At 72.7% G+C, this 17,215-nt stretch carries 15 protein-coding genes and 2 tRNA genes; 6 read left to right on the forward strand and 11 right to left on the reverse strand.

Features of this window, described 5'->3' with window-relative positions; genetic code table 11:
* The first annotated feature begins 565 nt into the window (after nt 1-565).
* Complete coding sequence (locus tag ACZ6S5_RS24310; RefSeq protein WP_466003974.1) at nt 566-796, forward strand: hypothetical protein; 231 nt, start codon at nt 566-568, stop codon at nt 794-796.
* 7 nt (nt 797-803) lie between these two features.
* On the opposite strand, the gene ACZ6S5_RS24315 is transcribed toward ACZ6S5_RS24310, so the two are convergent.
* Nucleotides 804-1,601, reverse strand: a complete 798-nt coding sequence (locus ACZ6S5_RS24315) for a carbon-nitrogen hydrolase family protein (RefSeq protein ID WP_466003976.1) — start codon at nt 1,599-1,601, stop codon at nt 804-806.
* 39 nt (nt 1,602-1,640) lie between these two features.
* Nucleotides 1,641-2,474: an EamA family transporter gene (locus ACZ6S5_RS24320; protein ID WP_466003978.1), complete on the reverse strand. Its 834-nt coding sequence runs from the start codon at nt 2,472-2,474 to the stop codon at nt 1,641-1,643.
* Between the two features lie 41 nt (nt 2,475-2,515).
* On the opposite strand from ACZ6S5_RS24320, the gene ACZ6S5_RS24325 reads away from it, so the two are divergent.
* Nucleotides 2,516-3,142: a helix-turn-helix domain-containing protein gene (locus ACZ6S5_RS24325; protein ID WP_466003979.1), complete on the forward strand. Its 627-nt coding sequence runs from the start codon at nt 2,516-2,518 to the stop codon at nt 3,140-3,142.
* A 23-nt stretch (nt 3,143-3,165) separates the two neighbouring features.
* Here ACZ6S5_RS24325 and clpX read toward each other — a convergent pair whose 3' ends face one another.
* The 5 genes from clpX to ACZ6S5_RS24350 form a co-directional block, all read right to left on the reverse strand.
* A complete protein-coding gene (clpX, locus tag ACZ6S5_RS24330; RefSeq protein ID WP_466003981.1) occupies nt 3,166-4,461 on the reverse strand; it encodes an ATP-dependent Clp protease ATP-binding subunit ClpX in 1,296 nt (431 codons plus the stop codon).
* A 215-nt stretch (nt 4,462-4,676) separates the two neighbouring features.
* Nucleotides 4,677-5,339 (reverse strand): ATP-dependent Clp protease proteolytic subunit, encoded by a 663-nt coding sequence (locus ACZ6S5_RS24335; RefSeq protein WP_466003983.1) that lies wholly within the window; start codon nt 5,337-5,339, stop codon nt 4,677-4,679.
* Nucleotides 5,340-5,353: 14 nt separating this feature from the next.
* Nucleotides 5,354-5,995 carry an ATP-dependent Clp protease proteolytic subunit gene (locus tag ACZ6S5_RS24340; RefSeq protein WP_466003985.1) on the reverse strand — a complete coding sequence of 214 codons (642 nt, stop codon included), beginning with the start codon at nt 5,993-5,995 and terminating at the stop codon, nt 5,354-5,356.
* A 173-nt stretch (nt 5,996-6,168) separates the two neighbouring features.
* Nucleotides 6,169-7,515 (reverse strand): trigger factor, encoded by a 1,347-nt coding sequence (tig, locus tag ACZ6S5_RS24345; RefSeq protein ID WP_466003986.1) that lies wholly within the window; start codon nt 7,513-7,515, stop codon nt 6,169-6,171.
* A gap of 147 nt (nt 7,516-7,662) precedes the next feature.
* A tRNA-Pro gene (locus ACZ6S5_RS24350) sits at nt 7,663-7,736 on the reverse strand.
* Nucleotides 7,737-8,030: 294 nt separating this feature from the next.
* Here ACZ6S5_RS24350 and ACZ6S5_RS24355 point away from each other — a divergent pair.
* Nucleotides 8,031-8,104 (forward strand) — tRNA-Gly (locus ACZ6S5_RS24355).
* A gap of 297 nt (nt 8,105-8,401) precedes the next feature.
* Here ACZ6S5_RS24355 and ACZ6S5_RS24360 read toward each other — a convergent pair.
* Nucleotides 8,402-8,944, reverse strand: coding sequence for an RNA ligase 1 family protein (locus tag ACZ6S5_RS24360; RefSeq protein ID WP_466003987.1), 543 nt, complete (start codon nt 8,942-8,944; stop codon nt 8,402-8,404).
* A gap of 141 nt (nt 8,945-9,085) precedes the next feature.
* Between ACZ6S5_RS24360 and ACZ6S5_RS24365 the strand changes: the two genes are divergently transcribed.
* Nucleotides 9,086-12,031: an Hsp70 family protein gene (locus tag ACZ6S5_RS24365; protein ID WP_466003988.1), complete on the forward strand. Its 2,946-nt coding sequence runs from the start codon at nt 9,086-9,088 to the stop codon at nt 12,029-12,031.
* A 1-nt stretch (nt 12,032) separates the two neighbouring features.
* On the opposite strand, the gene ACZ6S5_RS24370 is transcribed toward ACZ6S5_RS24365, so the two are convergent.
* Nucleotides 12,033-13,916: a propionyl-CoA synthetase gene (locus tag ACZ6S5_RS24370; protein WP_466003989.1), complete on the reverse strand. Its 1,884-nt coding sequence runs from the start codon at nt 13,914-13,916 to the stop codon at nt 12,033-12,035.
* A gap of 264 nt (nt 13,917-14,180) precedes the next feature.
* Nucleotides 14,181-14,717 (reverse strand): hypothetical protein, encoded by a 537-nt coding sequence (locus tag ACZ6S5_RS24375; protein WP_466003991.1) that lies wholly within the window; start codon nt 14,715-14,717, stop codon nt 14,181-14,183.
* A 99-nt stretch (nt 14,718-14,816) separates the two neighbouring features.
* Between ACZ6S5_RS24375 and ACZ6S5_RS24380 the strand changes: the two genes are divergently transcribed.
* Both ACZ6S5_RS24380 and ACZ6S5_RS24385 read left to right on the forward strand, forming a co-directional pair.
* Nucleotides 14,817-16,037, forward strand: a complete 1,221-nt coding sequence (locus ACZ6S5_RS24380; protein WP_466003993.1) for a GNAT family N-acetyltransferase — start codon at nt 14,817-14,819, stop codon at nt 16,035-16,037.
* A 154-nt stretch (nt 16,038-16,191) separates the two neighbouring features.
* A complete protein-coding gene (locus tag ACZ6S5_RS24385; protein ID WP_466003994.1) occupies nt 16,192-16,623 on the forward strand; it encodes a hypothetical protein in 432 nt (143 codons plus the stop codon).
* A gap of 74 nt (nt 16,624-16,697) precedes the next feature.
* On the opposite strand, the gene ACZ6S5_RS24390 is transcribed toward ACZ6S5_RS24385, so the two are convergent.
* Complete coding sequence (locus tag ACZ6S5_RS24390) at nt 16,698-17,168, reverse strand: ribose-5-phosphate isomerase (RefSeq protein ID WP_466003995.1); 471 nt, start codon at nt 17,166-17,168, stop codon at nt 16,698-16,700.
* Nucleotides 17,169-17,215: the final 47 nt, after the last annotated feature.

Below are 17,215 nucleotides of genomic sequence, written 5' to 3' on the forward strand. Positions count from 1 at the left end.
GTATAAATCAAATTGGCACTGGCTTATCAAGCACCCTGTTGAGTTCTCAAAGAACAACCACACACCATCCAGAAGCCCTACTACCGTAGAACCCCCATCCGGGGCAACCTCTCCAACCTACCCGGTCCGACTTTCGCTGTCAACCTCGCGTCTGAGGTGATCAACTTGGTCAGTCCGAACCACGCTGACGCACGCCGTATCCGGCGGTCGTTGCTGTCGTGGATTCCGGCGGACCGGCCGGCGCCGCTCTCGCGGCCACCCGCCCGGCTCCCTGCCGGCCTTCGAACTCTACCCGGTCGGCTTCGCGATCGCAACTCCGTTTTCTCGGAGTGTCTCGCACCGCCCGGATCCTCAGTCTGGCTCGGCGTCTCCGCCACCAGCCTGGCGCCCGTTCTCGGCCAGTTTGTCCGGCCTCCCGCGTGCAGAGAGAAAGTTACGCGGACGGCTCCGAGAAGGCAAATCAATGATCGTCATTGCCTTGCGGCCGCCTCCGGCGGACGACGGACGGCGGAAGCCGCCGATCGAAGGGGGTCAGCGCGAGCCATCCCGTGCCAGAGTGTTCGACATGGATGACGTGTCCCGGCTGCCTGCGGCGACCACGCTCGCCGAGGAGGCCCTACTCGGCCTGCTGCTGCCGTTCTGGCAGCTGGTCATCGGCGCCTTCGTACTCGTCGTCGTCCTGTTGTCGCTCCGGCGCCTGGCCCAGCGCGGCCCCTCCCGGATGACCACGGCCCTCGTGGTGACCGCCGTGGCGATCGTGGGTTTCACCGTGGTGGGCGTACTGCTGGAGAGCTGACCGGGGCTCAGAGCCGACGGTTGGCCAGGCTGGGCAGCTCGGCGCGGATCGTCCGCAGCCGGTCCAGGTCCAGCTCGGTGACCGCGAGCCCCGGTCCGTCGGGGACCTGGCTGAGCACCGTCCCCCACGGGTCCACCACCATGCTGCGCCCGAAGCAGGTCCGCGCCGGCTCATGGTCCCCGGTCTGACCGGCGGCCGCGACGTAGCACTGGTTCTCGATCGCCCGGGCTCGGAGCAGGACCTCCCAGTGGTCCCGGCCGGTGTGCATCATGAACGCGGCGGGCACCACCAGCAGCTCGGCCCCGCCGTCCGCGGCCAGCCGCCGGTAGAGCTCGGGAAAGCGCAGGTCGTAGCAGATCGAGAGACCGACCCGCAGGCCCTCGACGTCGACCACCACCGGCTGGTCGCCCGGCGCGACCGTCGCCGACTCCCGGTACGACACCCGGCCGGGGATCTCCACGTCGTACAGATGGATCTTGCGGTAGCCGGCGGCGAGCACTCCGGAACGGTCGAAGACCAGCGAGGTGTTCCAGGTGTGCGCGGGATCGGGGCCGGCCTCGTGGAACGACCCGGCGATCACCCAGATGCCGAGCTGGCGGGCGACCTCGGCGAAGAAGGTGCCCACCACGCCGTCCACCGGCTCGGCCGGTGGCATCCGCTCGCCCGGGCCGAGGTAGTCGACGTACTCGGGGAGGACGGCGAGGTCGGCGCCGGCCGCCGCGGCCCTGACCAGCAGGGCCTCGGCGGCGGCGAGGTTCGCCTCTCGGTCGTCGCGGGCGTTGAGCTGGCAGACGGCGACGCGCATGGGGCTCAGCGTACGGGCGGGGGCGGGCCGGCGACAGGCTCAGATGGTCGCCAGCACCAGCGCGCCGGCGGCGAAGCCGAGGCCGGCCAGCTGGACCGGCCGGAGTCGTTCCCGGTCGACGCCGAGCGCGAGCAGCACGGTGCTCGCCGGGTAGAGCGAGGCGATGGCGGCGACGATGCTCAGGTGACCCCGGGCGGCGGCGGCCAGGTAGAGCGCGTTCGCGGCGGAGTCCAGCAGCCCGGCCGCCGCGGCCCAGCCGAGCACCCGCCGCCCGAGCCGCAGGTTCACCCCGGTACGCGCGGCGAGGGCGAGGCCGAACGCGATCGAGCTGACCCGTACGGCGAGCACGGGCCACATGCCGGCGCCCGCGTCGGCCTGGCCGAGCAGGGCGAAGAAGACGCCGAAGAGCAGGCCCGCGCCGAGGGCCGTGCCGAGCACCCGGGTCGACACCCGGCCGGAGACGCCGCCCTCACCCAGACTGACCAGGGCGATGGCGACCACGGCGAGGCCCGCGCCGAAGAGGGCCAGGGTGCCCGGGGAGTGGGCCGTGAGCAGTCCGGCGACGATCGGCACCACCGCCGCGGTGATCGCGGTGACCGGCGCGACGACGGCCATCATGCCGGTCGAGAGGGCACGGTAGAGCAGCATCACGCCGCCGGCGCCGGCCACCCCGGCGAGCAGTCCCCAACCGAGGTCGAGCGGGCGGGGCGTGCCGGGCACCAGCAGCACGAGGGCCAGCAGCAAGGGCACGCTGAGGAGTTGCGAGACCACGGTGACGGCGATCGGGTCGGCCCGCCGGGAGGCCTTGCCACCGGAGAAGTCGGCCGTGCCGAACGCGACTGCGGACACCGCCGCGAGCACAATGGGGAACATCAGGCAGTCGTACCACAATATTAACCGCGAAGGATAGTGTGATGACCGACGCCGGAACCGGACGGGTGAGCGCGGTGACCTCCGCCGTCGCACGGCAGGTGCGCGAGCTGCGGGCCACCCGCGGCTGGTCCTTCGAGGAGCTGGCCGGCCGGTCCGGGGTCAGCAAGGGCATGCTGGTGCAGATCGAGGGGGCGCGGACCAACCCGAGCATCGGCACGCTGTGTCGGGTCGCCGACGCCTTCGGGGTCAGCATCGCCCGGCTGCTGGAGCCGGCCGAGGAGCGCACCGTACGGATCTCCGCGAGCGACGCGGCCCCGGTGCTCTGGCGGGGCGACCGGGGCGGCACCGCCCGCCTGCTCAACGGCCTCGGCGAACCCGACCTGGTCGAACTCTGGGAGTGGCGACTGGAGCCCGGCGAGGCGCACAGCTCCCCCGACCATCCGCGGGGCACCCGGGAGATCCTGCATGTGCTCGCCGGCACAGCCACCGTGACCGTGGACGGCGTCGACCACGACGTACGGGCCGGGGAGACGATCGAATTCCTCGCCGACCGGGAGCACGGCTACCGCACGGCAGGTGCGGAGCCACTGCGGCTGGTGATGGTGGTGGTCACCCCGTCGGGCGAGTGGGACCGACGGACCCGCTCACGCGGACCGCGCCCGAGCTGAGCCCGGGCGCGGTCGGAGCGGGCTCAGGCCGACTTCTCCTCGCGGTCCCGACGAGCCCGGCGACCGGTGAACTCGCGGGGCACGATGGTCGGGTTCACGTTCTCCAGGACGACCTCGCGGGTGATCAGCACCCGGGCGGCGTCGGGGTTGCTCGGCACCTCGTACATCACGGAGAGCAGGACCTCTTCCATGATCGCCCGCAGGCCACGGGCGCCCGTGCCGCGGAGCATGGCCTGGTCGGCGATGGCCTCCAGCGCAGCCGGCTCGAACTCCAGCTCGACGCCGTCCAGCTCGAAGAGGCGCTGGTACTGCCGGACCAGGGCGTTGCGCGGCTCGGTGAGGATCCGCACCAGAGCGGTGCGGTCGAGGCTGCGCACACTGGTGATCACGGGAAGCCGGCCGATGAACTCGGGGATCAGGCCGAACTTGAGCATGTCCTCCGGCATGACCTGGCTGAAGATGTCATCGGTCGACCGCTCGGAGACCGACCGGAGCCGGGCGCCGAAGCCGGTCCCCCCGGAGCCGGTGCGGGCCTCGATGATCTGGTCGAGCCCGGCGAAGGCGCCACCGCAGATGAACAGCACGTTGGTGGTGTCGATCTGGATGAACTCCTGGTGCGGGTGCTTGCGCCCGCCCTGCGGCGGCACGTTGGCCACCGTGCCCTCGAGCATCTTCAGCAGCGCCTGCTGCACGCCCTCGCCGGAGACGTCCCGGGTGATCGACGGGTTCTCCGACTTACGGGCGATCTTGTCGACCTCGTCGATGTAGATGATCCCGGTCTCGGCCCGCTTGATGTCGTAGTCGGCCGCCTGGATCAGCTTGAGGAGGATGTTCTCCACGTCCTCGCCGACGTACCCCGCCTCGGTGAGCGCGGTGGCGTCCGCGATGGCGAACGGGACGTTGAGCATCCGGGCCAGCGTCTGCGCCAGGTGGGTCTTGCCGCAGCCGGTGGGACCGAGCAGCAGGATGTTGGACTTGGCCAGCTCGACGCCGTCGTTACCGGAGCCCGGGGCACCGGCCGACTCGGCCTGGATCCGCTTGTAGTGGTTGTAGACCGCGACGGCGAGCGCCTTCTTGGCCTGCTCCTGGCCGACGACGTAGTTGTCGAGGAACTGGCAGATCTCCATCGGCTTGGGAAGCTCTTCCCACTTCACCTCGCCGGACTCGGCCAGCTCCTCTTCGATGATCTCGTTGCAGAGATCGATGCACTCGTCGCAGATGTAGACGCCAGGTCCCGCGATGAGCTTCTTGACCTGCTTCTGCGACTTGCCACAGAAGGAGCACTTCAGTAGGTCGCCGCCGTCACCGATCCGTGCCACCTACGTTCTCCCTGCACTCGTCGGCCGGAGCGCCGGCCCTGACCTGCGGGCGCCCGGGCGCCCGTCCGTCCTGTCGTCCCACCCTGCCGGTCCGACCCAGCGAAGCGGTACAGACCCGACGTTACCCGCTGGCGAGAGTTTCTCCGACCCCCAAAGCGGGTGTGTCAGAGGTCGGCCGGGAACGACGCCCCGGCCGACCTCCGACCTGACACTGCTCAGCTCGCGGCGTGCGCCGCCAGCAGACCCTTCTTGCGGCTGGTCAGAATGGTGTCGACCAGCCCGTAATCCTTGGCCTCCTCGGCCGTCATGATCTTGTCACGGTCGATGTCCTTGCGGACCTGGTCGACCGGTCGGTCGCAGTGCTGGGAGAGCATCGTCTCCAGCTGCGTCCGCATCCGCAGGATCTCCCGGGCCTGGATCTCGATGTCCGAGCCCTGGCCGTAGCCGCCCTCGGTGGCCGGCTGGTGGATGATGATCCGGGAGTTGGGCAGCGCCATGCGCTTGCCCGGGGTGCCCGCGGACAGAAGCACGGCCGCCGCGCTGGCCGCCTGGCCGAGGCAGACCGTCTGGATGTCCGGACGGACGTACTGCATGGTGTCGTAGATCGCCGTCATGGCGGTGAACGAACCACCGGGCGAGTTGATGTACATGATGATGTCGCGGTCCGGGTCGGTGCCCTCGAGCGTCAGCAGCTGGGCCATCACGTCGTTGGCCGAGGCGTCGTCCACCTGGACGCCGAGGAAGATGATCCGGTCCTCGAAGAGCTTGTTGTACGGGTTGGACTCCTTCATCCCGTACGACGTGCGCTCGACGAACGACGGCAGAACGTAGCGGTTGTGCACGGCCGCGAACTGGGGCGGCAGGCTCAGGTCGGTCATCGTCAGCTCCTCGGTCAGCTCAGGGTCCCGGCGCCTTCCGGAACCTGAGCGGCTCCGGTGATCACCTTGTCGATGAAGCCGTAGTCCATGGCCTCCTGGGCGGTGAACCAACGGTCGCGGTCCGAGTCCGCCTCGATCTCCGCGGCGTTCCGACCCGTGTGGAAGGCGACCCGCTCCTGGAACATCCGCTTGGTGTAGAGCATCTGCTCGGCCTGGATCGCGATGTCGGCGGCCGTGCCGCCCATGCCACCGGAGGGCTGGTGCATCATGATCCGCGCGTGCGGCAGGGCGTAGCGCTTGCCCTTGGTGCCCGCGCAGAGCAACAGCTGGCCCATGGAGGCGGCCATGCCCATCGCCACGGTCGACACGTCGTTGTCGATGAACTGCATCGTGTCGTAGATCGCCATGCCGGAGTAGACCGAGCCACCCGGCGAGTTGATCCAGAGGTTGATGTCGCGGTCCGGGTCCTCCGCGGCGAGCAGCAGGAGCTGCGCGCAGATGCGGTTGGCGACCTGGTCGGTCACCTCGCTGCCCAGGAAGATGATCCGCTCCTTGAGCAACCGGTTGTAGACCGAGTCGTCGAGGTTGCCAATGGTGTCGCCACCGCGGGCGTCGATCGCCCGGAGCGGCTTCGCTGGGATGTGCATGTCGGTCATGGCAGCCCTTCGCTCTCCGTACCGTCCTACCCGACACTAACCGCTCGGCCGGGGGCCGTACTCCCGGTCGGGGCACTGTTCGCTCTCAGCGCAGTCACCCTCGGGGCGTACCCGGAAAAGGGTTTCGGCCGCCGCCCGGCGCGCAGCGCGGGACGGCGGCCGACACCCGATGATCAGTGCTCGTGGTTGTGCTCGGCCTCGTTCTGGGCCTGCAGCGCGTCGAGGGTGACCTCGTTGCCCGCCGAGTCCTTGATCTTGATCTTCTCCATCACCGAGGCGAGCGCCTTGCCCCGACGGACGTCGCCGAAGACGGCCGCGGCGGCACCGGAGCGGACCAGCTGGTCGTAGTACTGCTGCGGGGCCATGCCGGCGCGCTGCGCGCGGTGCACGATCTCGTGGCCGAACTCGTCGTCGGAGACCTGCACGTCCTCGGCGTCGGCGAGGGTGTCCAGCAGGAGCTGGATCTTGACACCGTCGGTCGCCGCCTCGGTCAGCTCGGCGTCGATCTGCTCCTCGGTCTTCTCCTCGGCGGCGAGGTACTCCTCCAGGGAGGCGCCGATCCGCTCGAGCTGGTCGACCATCGCGGCCTTGCGGCTCTCGACCTCCTCCTTGACGACACCCTCCGGCGCCGGCACCTCGGCGGTGGCGACCATCTGCTCGAGAGCCTTGTCCCGGGCGGCGTAGATCTGCTCGACCTGCTTGCCGCGGGTGACCCGCTCGCGCAGGTCGTCGCGGAGCTCCTCGATCGTGTCGAACTCGCTCGCCAGCTGGGCGAAGTCGTCGTTGAGCTCGGGCAGCTCCTTCTCCTTGACCGTGCGGACGGTCACCGCCACCTCGGCGTCCCGGCCGGCGAAATCGCCGCCGACCAGCTGGGTGGAGAAGGTGGTGCTGTCGCCGGCGGCCAGGCCGACCACGGCCTCGTCCAGACCCGGCAGGAGCTGCTTGCTGCCGACCTCGTGCGAGATGTTGCTCGCCTGGCCGCCGGGCACGTCCTCGCCGTCGACGGTGGCGTTCAGATCGATCTGGACGTAGTCGCCCTCCTGGGCGGCCCGCTCGACGGTCTTCAGCGTGGCGAACCGCTCGCGCAGGCTGTTGACCTGCTCGTCGAGCTCGCTGTCGGCGACCTGGATCTCGTCGACGGTCACCTCGATGGTGGCCGGGTCCGGCAGGGTGATCTCCGGACGGACGTCGACCTCGGCGGTGAAGTTGAGCGAGTCACCGTCGTTGAACTCGGTGATCTCGACCTCCGGACGGCCGAGGGTCTTCAGATCGTGCTCGCGGACCGCGGCGAGGATGTTCTGCGGGATCGCCTCCTGCACCGCCTCGTTGAGGACGGTGCCCCGACCCACCCGCTGGTCGATGACCGCGGCCGGAATCTTGCCCCGGCGGAAGCCGGGAACCTGGACCTGCTGGCCGATCTCCCGGTACGCCTTCTTGAGGCTCGGCTCGAGCTCGACGAACGGCACCTCGATGGCGAGCCGCACGCGCGTCGGGCTCAGAGTCTCGACGGTGCTCTTCACAGGCGTACTCCTTGACGGATCTGTTGTTGAAGTCTGGGCGTGATTGCGCGCATCGAGTGTAGGCGAGCCGACCTGCTGCATCGGCAGCGCCCGGGTACCGCGCGGAAAAATCGGCGGTTCCCGGGACGGGCCGGTCGCGAACGACAGTCGGGGTGGCGGGATTTGAACCCACGGCCCCTCGCTCCCAAAGCGAGTGCGCTACCAAGCTGCGCCACACCCCGTGGCGACGAGAAGTGTATGCCGTCCGCGCCCCCCGGACCGTCACCGGGCCGCCCGCGCGGCTTCCCTGCCCGGGCCCCCGCCGGCCGGGAGGCCGCAGGGGTGGCGCCCGGGAGGCCGCATCCGCTGCGGCCGGAGGCCGCACTTTCAGGGAAAGTGTCGCCTCCGGCCGCCGGGAGGGGCCTCTTTCCGGGAAGTTGTGCGGATCATGGGGGTGCGACGCGGGGTACGGGGCTGCGCGTCCGGTTCCGGGATTCGGTAGGCTGTCTCGCGCGCCCCGTGACAGCGGGGTGACTGCGGGCGTAGCTCAATGGCAGAGCTTCAGTCTTCCAAACTGACGGTGCGGGTTCGATTCCCGTCGCCCGCTCCACCCACGACGGCCCAGGCAGACCGCACGATCGCGGCACCTGGGCCCGTCCGCCCCCAGATCAACGGTCGTGCTCGCGCAACCACGTCGCATCGTCGGCGACGGCGCCATCGAGGTCGTACTCAGAGCGCCGCCACCTCGCGAGCGCGCTCGAGAAGATCATCGATCAGACGAGCTGAGCAGGGGCGGCCGCGTCCGGTTACCTGCCGGTCCCAGCACCCCCGGCCGCGAATCACGCGACTGACGGTGCGGGTTCGATTCCCGTCGCCCGCTCCGGCGTCGACGGCCAGGGCCGCCAGCTCAGGCGAAGTCGCGGTGCTTCAACTTGGCCCGCCGGCCGTCGGGGTGGTGCCAGACGATGCCCTCGTACTGCGGGTGCGCCAGCAGCCAGTCGCGCAGGCCGGCCAGGTCCCGCGGCACGTCCAGCTTCTCCGCGTCCTCGTGTGGAATGAGGACATGGCCCGGCACGCTTTCGGGATTCCCGTTGATCTTCGGGCCGATCAGCTCGTAGGTGCCGGGGCGCCGCCGTCCGGGCGAGCCGGCGAGGGCCTCGGCGTGGTACCTCGCGTACGGCGATTGCGCGATCGGCTCCCAGCCCACGGTCTTGCCCGTGACCTCGTCGGTCATCACCGGCCGGTAGCCGGGCGGCCGGGTCCGGCCCGGCCGCACCTCGCGCCGGGCCCACCAGGTGCCGTCCTCGTCGAACAGCACGCAGGTGCCGTCGTACTTCCGCGTCGGTGTTCCCTCACCGTCGAGGACCCACTGGCAGACGGGGTTGGCCTCGGGCAGGACGCGCTTGCGGTCGTCCGGGTCGCGGCGGAACAGTGTGGGGATCTTGTTCACGCGGGCATGGTCTCACCGGGCACAAAGTGGATTTCCGGCTGCGGCTCCCGGCCGGCACGCCCTCGCCGGAGATCGACGCACGGTGGGGGCTGCGTACGATGCGGGGCCGGGCATCCCCTCGTCGGGTGGAGGTAGGCACGGATGTCAGGCCAGCAGGACGGGTACGCCCTCGCCGTCGACCTCGGCACCTCGAACACCGTCGCCGTGCTGCGCTGGCCGGACGGGCGGACCCGCCCGCTGCTGGTGGACGGGCACCCGATCCTCCCCTCCGGCGTCTACGCCGACTCCGAGGGGCGGCTGCACGTCGGGCGGGACGCCCAGCGGCTGGCCCAGGCGGATCCGACCCGGTACGAAGCGAACCCCAAGCGCCGGGTCGACGAGGAGACGGTCGAGCTGGGCGGGCGAGCGTACCGGCCGGCGGAGCTGCTGGCGGCGACGCTGCGGGCGGTCGCCGACGCCGCGGTGGCCACGGTGGGCTTTCTCCCGCCGGCGGTCGTCACCCACCCGGCGGCCTGGGCGGCACCGCGCCGGCAGGTGCTGCACGACGCGCTGGAGTTGGCCGGCTGGCCCTCTGCCGCCGAGCACACCCTGTCCGCCCCGATCGCGCCCGGCACCCGCCTGCTGCGCGAGCCGGTGGCCGCGGCCCGCTACTACACCCAGGTCCTGCGCCGGCCGGTGCCGGTGGGCGGCTCGATCGCGGTCTTCGACTTCGGCGGCGGCACCCTGGACGTGGCGGTGCTGCGCAACGAGGGCGCCGACCCGTGGGGCGACTCGGGCTTTCACCTGGTCGCCACCGGCGGGGTCGCCGACCTCGGCGGGCTGGATCTGGACGCCGCGCTGCTGCGGCGGCTCGGCGAACTGGTCGCCCCGGCGCATCCGCGGCGGTGGGCCCGGCTGACCAACCCGGAGACCACCGCCGAGTGGCGGGACCGGCAGCAGCTCTGGGAGAACGTGCGCGGTGCGAAGGAGATGCTCTCCCGGGCCATGGTCGCGCCGGTGGCCGTACCGGGGGTGGAGGCGGTGGTGCAGCTCTCCCGGGAGGACCTGGAACGGCTCGCCGCGCCCCTGCTGGCCCGGGGGGTGGCCGAGACCCGGCAGGTGGTCGCCGCCGCCGGGCTGACCCCCGGGCAGCTCTCCGGTCTCTTCCTGGTCGGCGGGTCGACCCGGGTGCCGCTGGTGGCCCGGCTGCTCCATGCCGACCTGACGATCGCCCCGACCGTCCTGGAGCAGCCCGAACTGCCGGTCGCCGAGGGCGCGCTGACCGACCTGCCGCTGCTCCGCCGGAGTGGGCGGCCCGCGCCGGTCGTGCCGGCCCCGGCCGGTCCCCCGGACACCCGGCCCACCGAGCCGGCGCCCGGGCCGCACGGCACGCTGCTGGAGCACGGCGCGGCCCCGGTGAGCGCCGCGCCGGCCGCCGGCCCGCACGGCACCCTGGTCGCCGACGCCGCCGGGCCGACCCCGCCGGGCGCCCCGAGCGGATACGCCGCGCCACCCGGCGCCGCGCCCGGATACGTCGGGTACCCGGGCAGTGGACCCGCACCCGCCGGACACCCCGATGCCCCGCCCCGACACCCCGGACACGCCGGCGGCGGGTCCGGATACGCCGGCTACCCGGGAGCCGCCGCGTCTCCCGGGTTCGGCGCACAGCCGGCGCCGGCCGGGCATCCGGGGGCCGGCGGGCCGCCGCCCGGCGTACCCGGCGGGGCCCCGGTCTCCCCCGCGCCCGCCGGCGGATCGGGGCGCGGCCGGCGGGTCCGCTGGCTCGCGCTGGCCGCCGGCGTGGTGGTGGTCGCCGTGCTGGCGACGAGCCTGTGGTGGGTGTTCCGGGACCGCTATCCGGCCCTGGAGTTCCACAACCCCACGGAGATCGCCCGGGAGCAGGCCGGCGAGGAGCGGCCGACCGAGATGTTCACCGCGGTGCTGGCCGACCGCGCGTACCTGGCCCATCCCCTGCCGGACGACCGCCTCGAGGTGGTGGCGGTCGACACCACCACGGGTGATCAGGTGTGGAAGAAGCAGACCCTGGCGACGGCGGAGCGGTGGGCGGGGATCCGGGCGCTGCCCGACGGGATCGCGGTGTTCGCCGACGCCTCCGGCGACAGCACCCCCCGCGACCTGGTGGTGCTCGACGGCTCCGGCAAGCAGCGGTGGGTGCTCAGCATCCACGGCGACGACGACCTGTACTTCACCGCCCACACCGCGGTCTGGCTCGACCGGACCGGTGACCGGCTGGTCGGGCTGCGGCTCAGCGACCGCCACGAGCAGTGGCGGCAGGACAACCCGCGCAACGAGTACGGGGACGCGCGCACCACGGTGCTGCCCGTTCGCACGGCCGAGGCGCTGAGCGGCCCGGCGGACCTGGACGGCACGCCCCGCGCGCCGTGGCTCGGCGACGCCGACCGGCTGGTCCAGGTGGGGGCGGACCGCTCGGTGCGGGTCATCGAGCTGGACAGCGGGAAGATCGTTCGCAGCCGGAAGAACGTCGCCGACGTCGACGACCCGATGGCGGCCCGGGACGACCGGCTCTACGTCGTCGAGGACAACCGGGGCTTCCGGCTGCTCTCCTACGACCTGGGCAGCCTCGGCGAGCCCGCCACGCTCTACACGAGCGACGAGGGCGCCCGGGCGAGGTCCCTGGTCACCTGCGGCGAGCACCGGGCCTGCCTGCTGGAGGTGCCGGAAGCCGGCGCCGACTCGACGAGGGTGGTGGCGGTCAGCGAGGGCAAGAAGAGGCGGAGCTGGCCCGCTCCGCAGGCCGAGACGCTGGTGCCGCTGGGCGAGCACCTGCTCGCCGGGCGGGACACCCCGCAGGCCACGGTGACCCTGTTCGCCGAGGACGGCACCCCGGTGCTGCGGGACCGGGGCGGGGTGGCGGCCCGGCTGGACGCCGGCAACGTGCTGCTCTTCGCCAAGGCGCCGAGCACCGCCGAGGACGACCGCAGCGTGGCCGGGATGGCGGTGGACGTCGCGGAGCCGGTCGAGATGGGGGAGCTCAAGGGCGTACGGAGCGAATCCTGCTCGTGGAACACCGAGGTGATCGCCTGCGGCACCGAGAAGGAGTTCGTGGTGTATCGGTTCGCCGGCTGAGTCAGGCCGGGTCGGCGCCCAGCTCGCGGAAGACCGCCAGCGTCGACGGATCGTCGATGGTGGCCGGCACCGGCTCGTCCCGCCCCTCGACCAGGCCGCGCATGGTCCGGCGGAGGATCTTGCCGGAGCGGGTCTTGGGCAGCGCCGGCACCACGGTCACCCGGCGGAACGCGGCCACCGGCCCGATCCGCTGCCGGACCAATGCGACCAGCTCACCGGCGAGCGCGTCCGGGTCGACCTCGGCACCGGCCTTGAGCACCACGTACCCGCTGGGCACCTGGCCCTTGAGCGCGTCGGCAACTCCGATCACCGCGCACTCGGCGACCGCCGGGTGCCCGGCCAGCACCTCCTCCATCGCACCGGTGGAGAGCCGGTGCCCAGCCACGTTGATCACGTCGTCGGTGCGGCCCATCACGTAGAGGTAGCCGTCGTCGTCGAACCGCCCGCCGTCGCCGGTCAGGTAGTGGTCGGGGAAGGTGGCGAGGTAGGAGCGGACGTACCGCTCGTCGTCGCCCCACAGGGTGGGCAGGCAGCCGGGCGGCAGGGGCAGCCGGATCACGATCGAGCCGTCGGTGCCGGCCGGCACCTCTCGGCCGGTACCGTCGACCACCCGGACGTCGTAGCCGGGGACGGGCACCGACGGGGAGCCGGGCTTGATCTGCAGTGGCTCCAGGCCGCGCGGGTTGGCCGCCACCGGCCAGCCCGTCTCCGTCTGCCACCAGTTGTCCACCACCGGTACGCCGAGCCGCTCCCCCGCCCAGGCCCAGGTGTCCGGGTCGAGCCGCTCACCGGCCAGGAAGAGGGTACGGAGACCGGTCAGGTCGTACCCGGAGATGAGCGCGCCCTCGGGGTCCTGCCGGCGGATCGCCCGGATCGCGGTGGGCGCGGTGAACAGCGCGGCGACGCGGTGCTGCGCGGTCACCCGCCAGAACGCGCCGGCGTCCGGGGTGCCGACCGGCTTGCCCTCGTAGAGCACGGTGGTCGCGCCGGTGAGCAGCGGCGCGTACACGATGTAGGAGTGGCCGACCACCCAGCCCACGTCGCTGGCGGCCCAGAAGACCTCGCCGGGCTCGATGCCGTAGACGTTCCGCATCGACCAATGCAGTGCCACGGCATGCCCGCCGTTGTCCCGCACCACGCCCTTGGGCCGGCCGGTGGTGCCGGAGGTGTAGAGGATGTAGAGCGGGTCGGTGGCGGCCACCGGCACGCAGTCGACCGGCTCGGCGTCCGCCATCGCCTCGTCCCAGGTGAGGTCGCGCCCGGCGACCAGCGGGGCGGGTTCCTGGGGGCGCTGCACGACCACGCAGCGCTCCGGGGCGTGGGTCGCCTCGTCGAGGGCGGCGGCGAGGATCGGGTGGTACGGCACGACCCGGTCCACCTCGATGCCGCAGGAGGTGGCGACGACCACCTTCGGCCGGGCGTCATCGATCCGGACGGCCAGTTCGTGCGCCGCGAAGCCGCCGAAGACCACCGAGTGCACCGCGCCGATCCGGGCGCAGGCCAGCATGGCGACCACCGCCTCCGGCACCATCGCGAAATAGAGCAGCACCCGATCGCCCCGGCCCACGCCGAGCCGGCGCAGCGCCCCGGCGAACCGGGCGGTCTGCGCCAGCAGTTCGGCGTACGTGAGGGTGCGGACCGTGCCGGTGACCGGGCTGTCGTGAATCAGCGCCGGCTGCTCGCCCCGGCCGGCCGCGACGTGCCGGTCGAGCGCGTTGTGGCAGGTGTTCAGCTCGCCGTCCGGGAACCAGCGGTACAGCGGCGCGGCGCTGTCGTCGAGGATCCGCTCCGGCGCCCGGTACCAGTCGATGTCCTGCGCCGCCGCCCGCCAGAAGCCCTCCGGGTCGGCGATGCTCCGCTCGTACGCTGATCGATACGCGCCCATGCCGCCATGCTGGGCGGCGGTCGTGGTGGGACACGACGGCCGACCGGGATCGGTGCGCCGGAAGCACGCCCCGGCTCGCCGAACGGCCCGGACCGGCCGGTGGACGGTCGGCGTCCCGGCTCAGTCCACCGGGCGACGGATGAACCGAGCCGGGTGGGGTAATGCGACCCGCGTCCTGGTGGAGTGACGACCGGCGTCGCGGCGTACCGCGACCGGGCCGGCGGGCGGGCGGCGGAAAGCCGCCCCGCCCGCGGCCACGGCGGGTCAGTTACCGGTGACCCAGTTCCAGGCGGTGACCACCCACTCGGTCTGCTGCAGGTAGGCCACCCCCACCCCGACCAGGAAGAGCGCGGTCACCAGGTGCGCGCCGCGGGCGGTCCGGCGGACCCGGCCGAGCTGCCGCTCCCAGACGATCCGGCCGACCAGGCGGGCGAGCGCGAAGAGGCCGACCGCGGTGAGCAGGCTGATCACGAAGGTGAGCAGCGGAGCGGCCAGGTTGCCCCGGCCGGAGATCGCCCAGATGCCCCAGCAGACGAACGCGAAGAGCCCGCCGGCGGCGCTCCACTCACCGCCCCGGCGCAGCTGCGCCAGGTGCCAGCTCATCGGCCGACGCGGGGCGGAGTCGCGCGCCCACCCGGCCGGGTCAACGGCGGGAAACTGCTCGGTCCGGGGCGTGCGGCGCTGCCCCACCTGGGCCACCCCGCGCTGGAACCCGTCCCGTTGCGGTGGCACCACCCCGACGCCGGGCTGGGGCGGCACCTCCACGGTCTGCTCGGCCCACGGCTGTGTCTGGTCCGCCATCTCGTGTCCTCCCCCTCGACCGACGCCGGCCACGGTTCCGAGGGTAGCGAGCCGGCAAATCGGTCGCCGACCCCGGACGTGATGGGCTACACACGGACGATGACGGACGTGACGGTGCCCAGGGCCGAGGACTTCGACGAGATCGCCGCCCTGCTGTCCCTGGCCTTCCACGAAGAGCCGGTCGCCGAGGTGGTCGAGCTCCAACGCGGGCTCTTCGAGCCGGAGCGGGCCCTGCTGGTCCGCGACGGCGGGGTCGCTGTGGCACACGCCACCGCGTACACCCGGGAGCTGGCGGTGCCCGGCGCGAGCGTGCCGGCGGCGCACGTGACGATGGTCTCCGTCCTTCCCACCCACCGCCGGCGGGGGCTGCTCACCACCCTAATGCGCCGGCAGTTGCGGGAGATCCGGGACGCCGGCCGGGAGCCGGTGGCGGTGCTCTGGGCCAGCGAGGGCCGGATCTACCCCCGCTTCGGCTACGGGCTCGCCGCGCAGCGCTACACCTTGCAGTGCGACACCGCCGAGCTGCGGCTGCCGGCACCGGCGTCCGCCGGGGGCGGCCTCCGCCTGGACCGACCGGCCGCGCACCGGGCCGAGCTGGTCCGGCTGTACGACCGGGTGCGCGCGGACCGGCCCGGCTGGTCGAGCCGGGACGAGCGCTGGTGGACGTGCCTGCTGGCCGACGTCAAGAGCCTGCGGGAGGGGGCGACCGAGCGCCGGGTGCTGCTGCACGACGGGCCGGACGGCGTCGACGGGTACGCGCTCTACCGGACGAAGGAGGAGTGGGGCCGGCGCGGCCCGCGTGGCGAGGTCCGGGTCGACGAGGTGGTCGCCGCGACCCCGGAGGCGTATCTGGCGCTGTGGCGGTTGCTGCTCTCGATCGACCTGACCCGGCGGCTGTCGTTCCAGACCGCCGCCGTGGACGAGCCGCTGTTCTGGCTGGTGAACGAGCCACGCAAGCTGGGCGCTCAGCTGGCCGACGCGCTCTGGGTCAGGGTGGTCGACGTGCCCGCCGCGCTGGCCGCCCGCCGGTACGCGACCGACGTCGACGTGGTGGTCGAGGTGACCGACGAACTGCTGCCGGAAAACTCCGGCCGGTGGCGGCTGGTCGGCGGCCCGTCCGGGGCCGAGTGCGTCGCCACCACCGCACCCGCCCAGCTCGCCGGCGACGCGTCCGCGCTCGGCGCGCTCTATCTGGGCGGGGCCGGGCTGGGCACGCTCGCCGCCGCCGGCCGGATGCGGGAACTCGTCCCGGGGACCGTCGCGGCATCGGCTGCCGCCTTCGCCTGGCACCGCGCCCCCGCCCCCACGGACGTCTTCTGACCGCCCTGCCGCGGTCCGCCGCAGGTCCACCGCGTCGATCATGAGGTTGGCCGCGCGATTCGCCCCGTTCGTCACCGCCAACTTCATGATCGCGGGACGGGCGGAGCCGTGGGAGGCGGACGCCGTTCGGTGGCGGGGGCGGTACGGTCGGGGGATGGGTGATGCGGAGCGGCGGCGACGGCGGCTGCGGCACCACGGGGACGGTGGCACGCCGGACGCGGACGGGGCAACCGCGACCACGTCCGCGGTGCACGACGACGACGGCTCCAGGTCGCCGCGCGGCGCCAGACGCGCCGAGCTGGACTCGTCGGACGACGGCTCCAGGTCGCCGCGCGGCGCCAGACGCGCCGAGCTGGAGTCGTCGGAGGTCCGGCCCCGCCGCACCGGGCCCGGCTCCGAGGACGGCGAGCGCGGGCTGCGCGGGCTGGTCGGCTCGGGGTCGTCCCAGGTCAGCGTGACCGCCGCGCTGCGGGCCCGGGACGCGGCCCGGCCGACCGACGCGGACCTGGCCGAGGCCGAGGCCCGCGTCGTGATCGTGCGCCGCAACTGGATCCCCCGCGACGAACTGCCCCGCACCGGCCGCTGACCGCCGGCCCGCCGACCGACGTCACGACGGGCGCGCGTCACGACGGACGCGCGCCACGCGCGGCGCGAACGGCGTCAGGCGGGCAGGTCGGGGAGCTGGCGGGTCTGCTCGTACTCGGCCATCTGGGCGATCCGCCGGGCGTGCCGGGGGTTGCCCGAGAACGGCGTGGTCAGGAACGCCTCGACCAGGGCGGTCGCCTCGTCCAGGGTGTGCTGGCGGGCGCCCACCGCGACGATGTTGGCGTCGTTGTGCTCCCGGGCGAGCTGCGCGGTGTCGATGTTCCAGGCGAGCGCGGCGCGGACGCCGGCGATCTTGTTGGCGGCGATCTGCTCGCCGTTGCCGGAGCCGCCGATGACCACCCCGAGGCTGCCCGGGTCACCGACCACCCGGTCACCGGTGTGCAGGCAGAACGCCGGGTAGTCGTCGTCCGGGTCGAAGGCGTGCGGGCCGACGTCGACCACCTCGTACCCCTGCGTGGCCAGGTGGTTGGCCAGGTGCACCTTCAGCTCGAAACCGGCGTGATCGGATCCCAGGTAGACGCGCATACCGCGCAGTCTGACAGGCCCGCCGGCGTGCCGGCGCGCGGGCGGCG

The organism is Micromonospora sp. NPDC051924 (assembly GCF_055586005.1).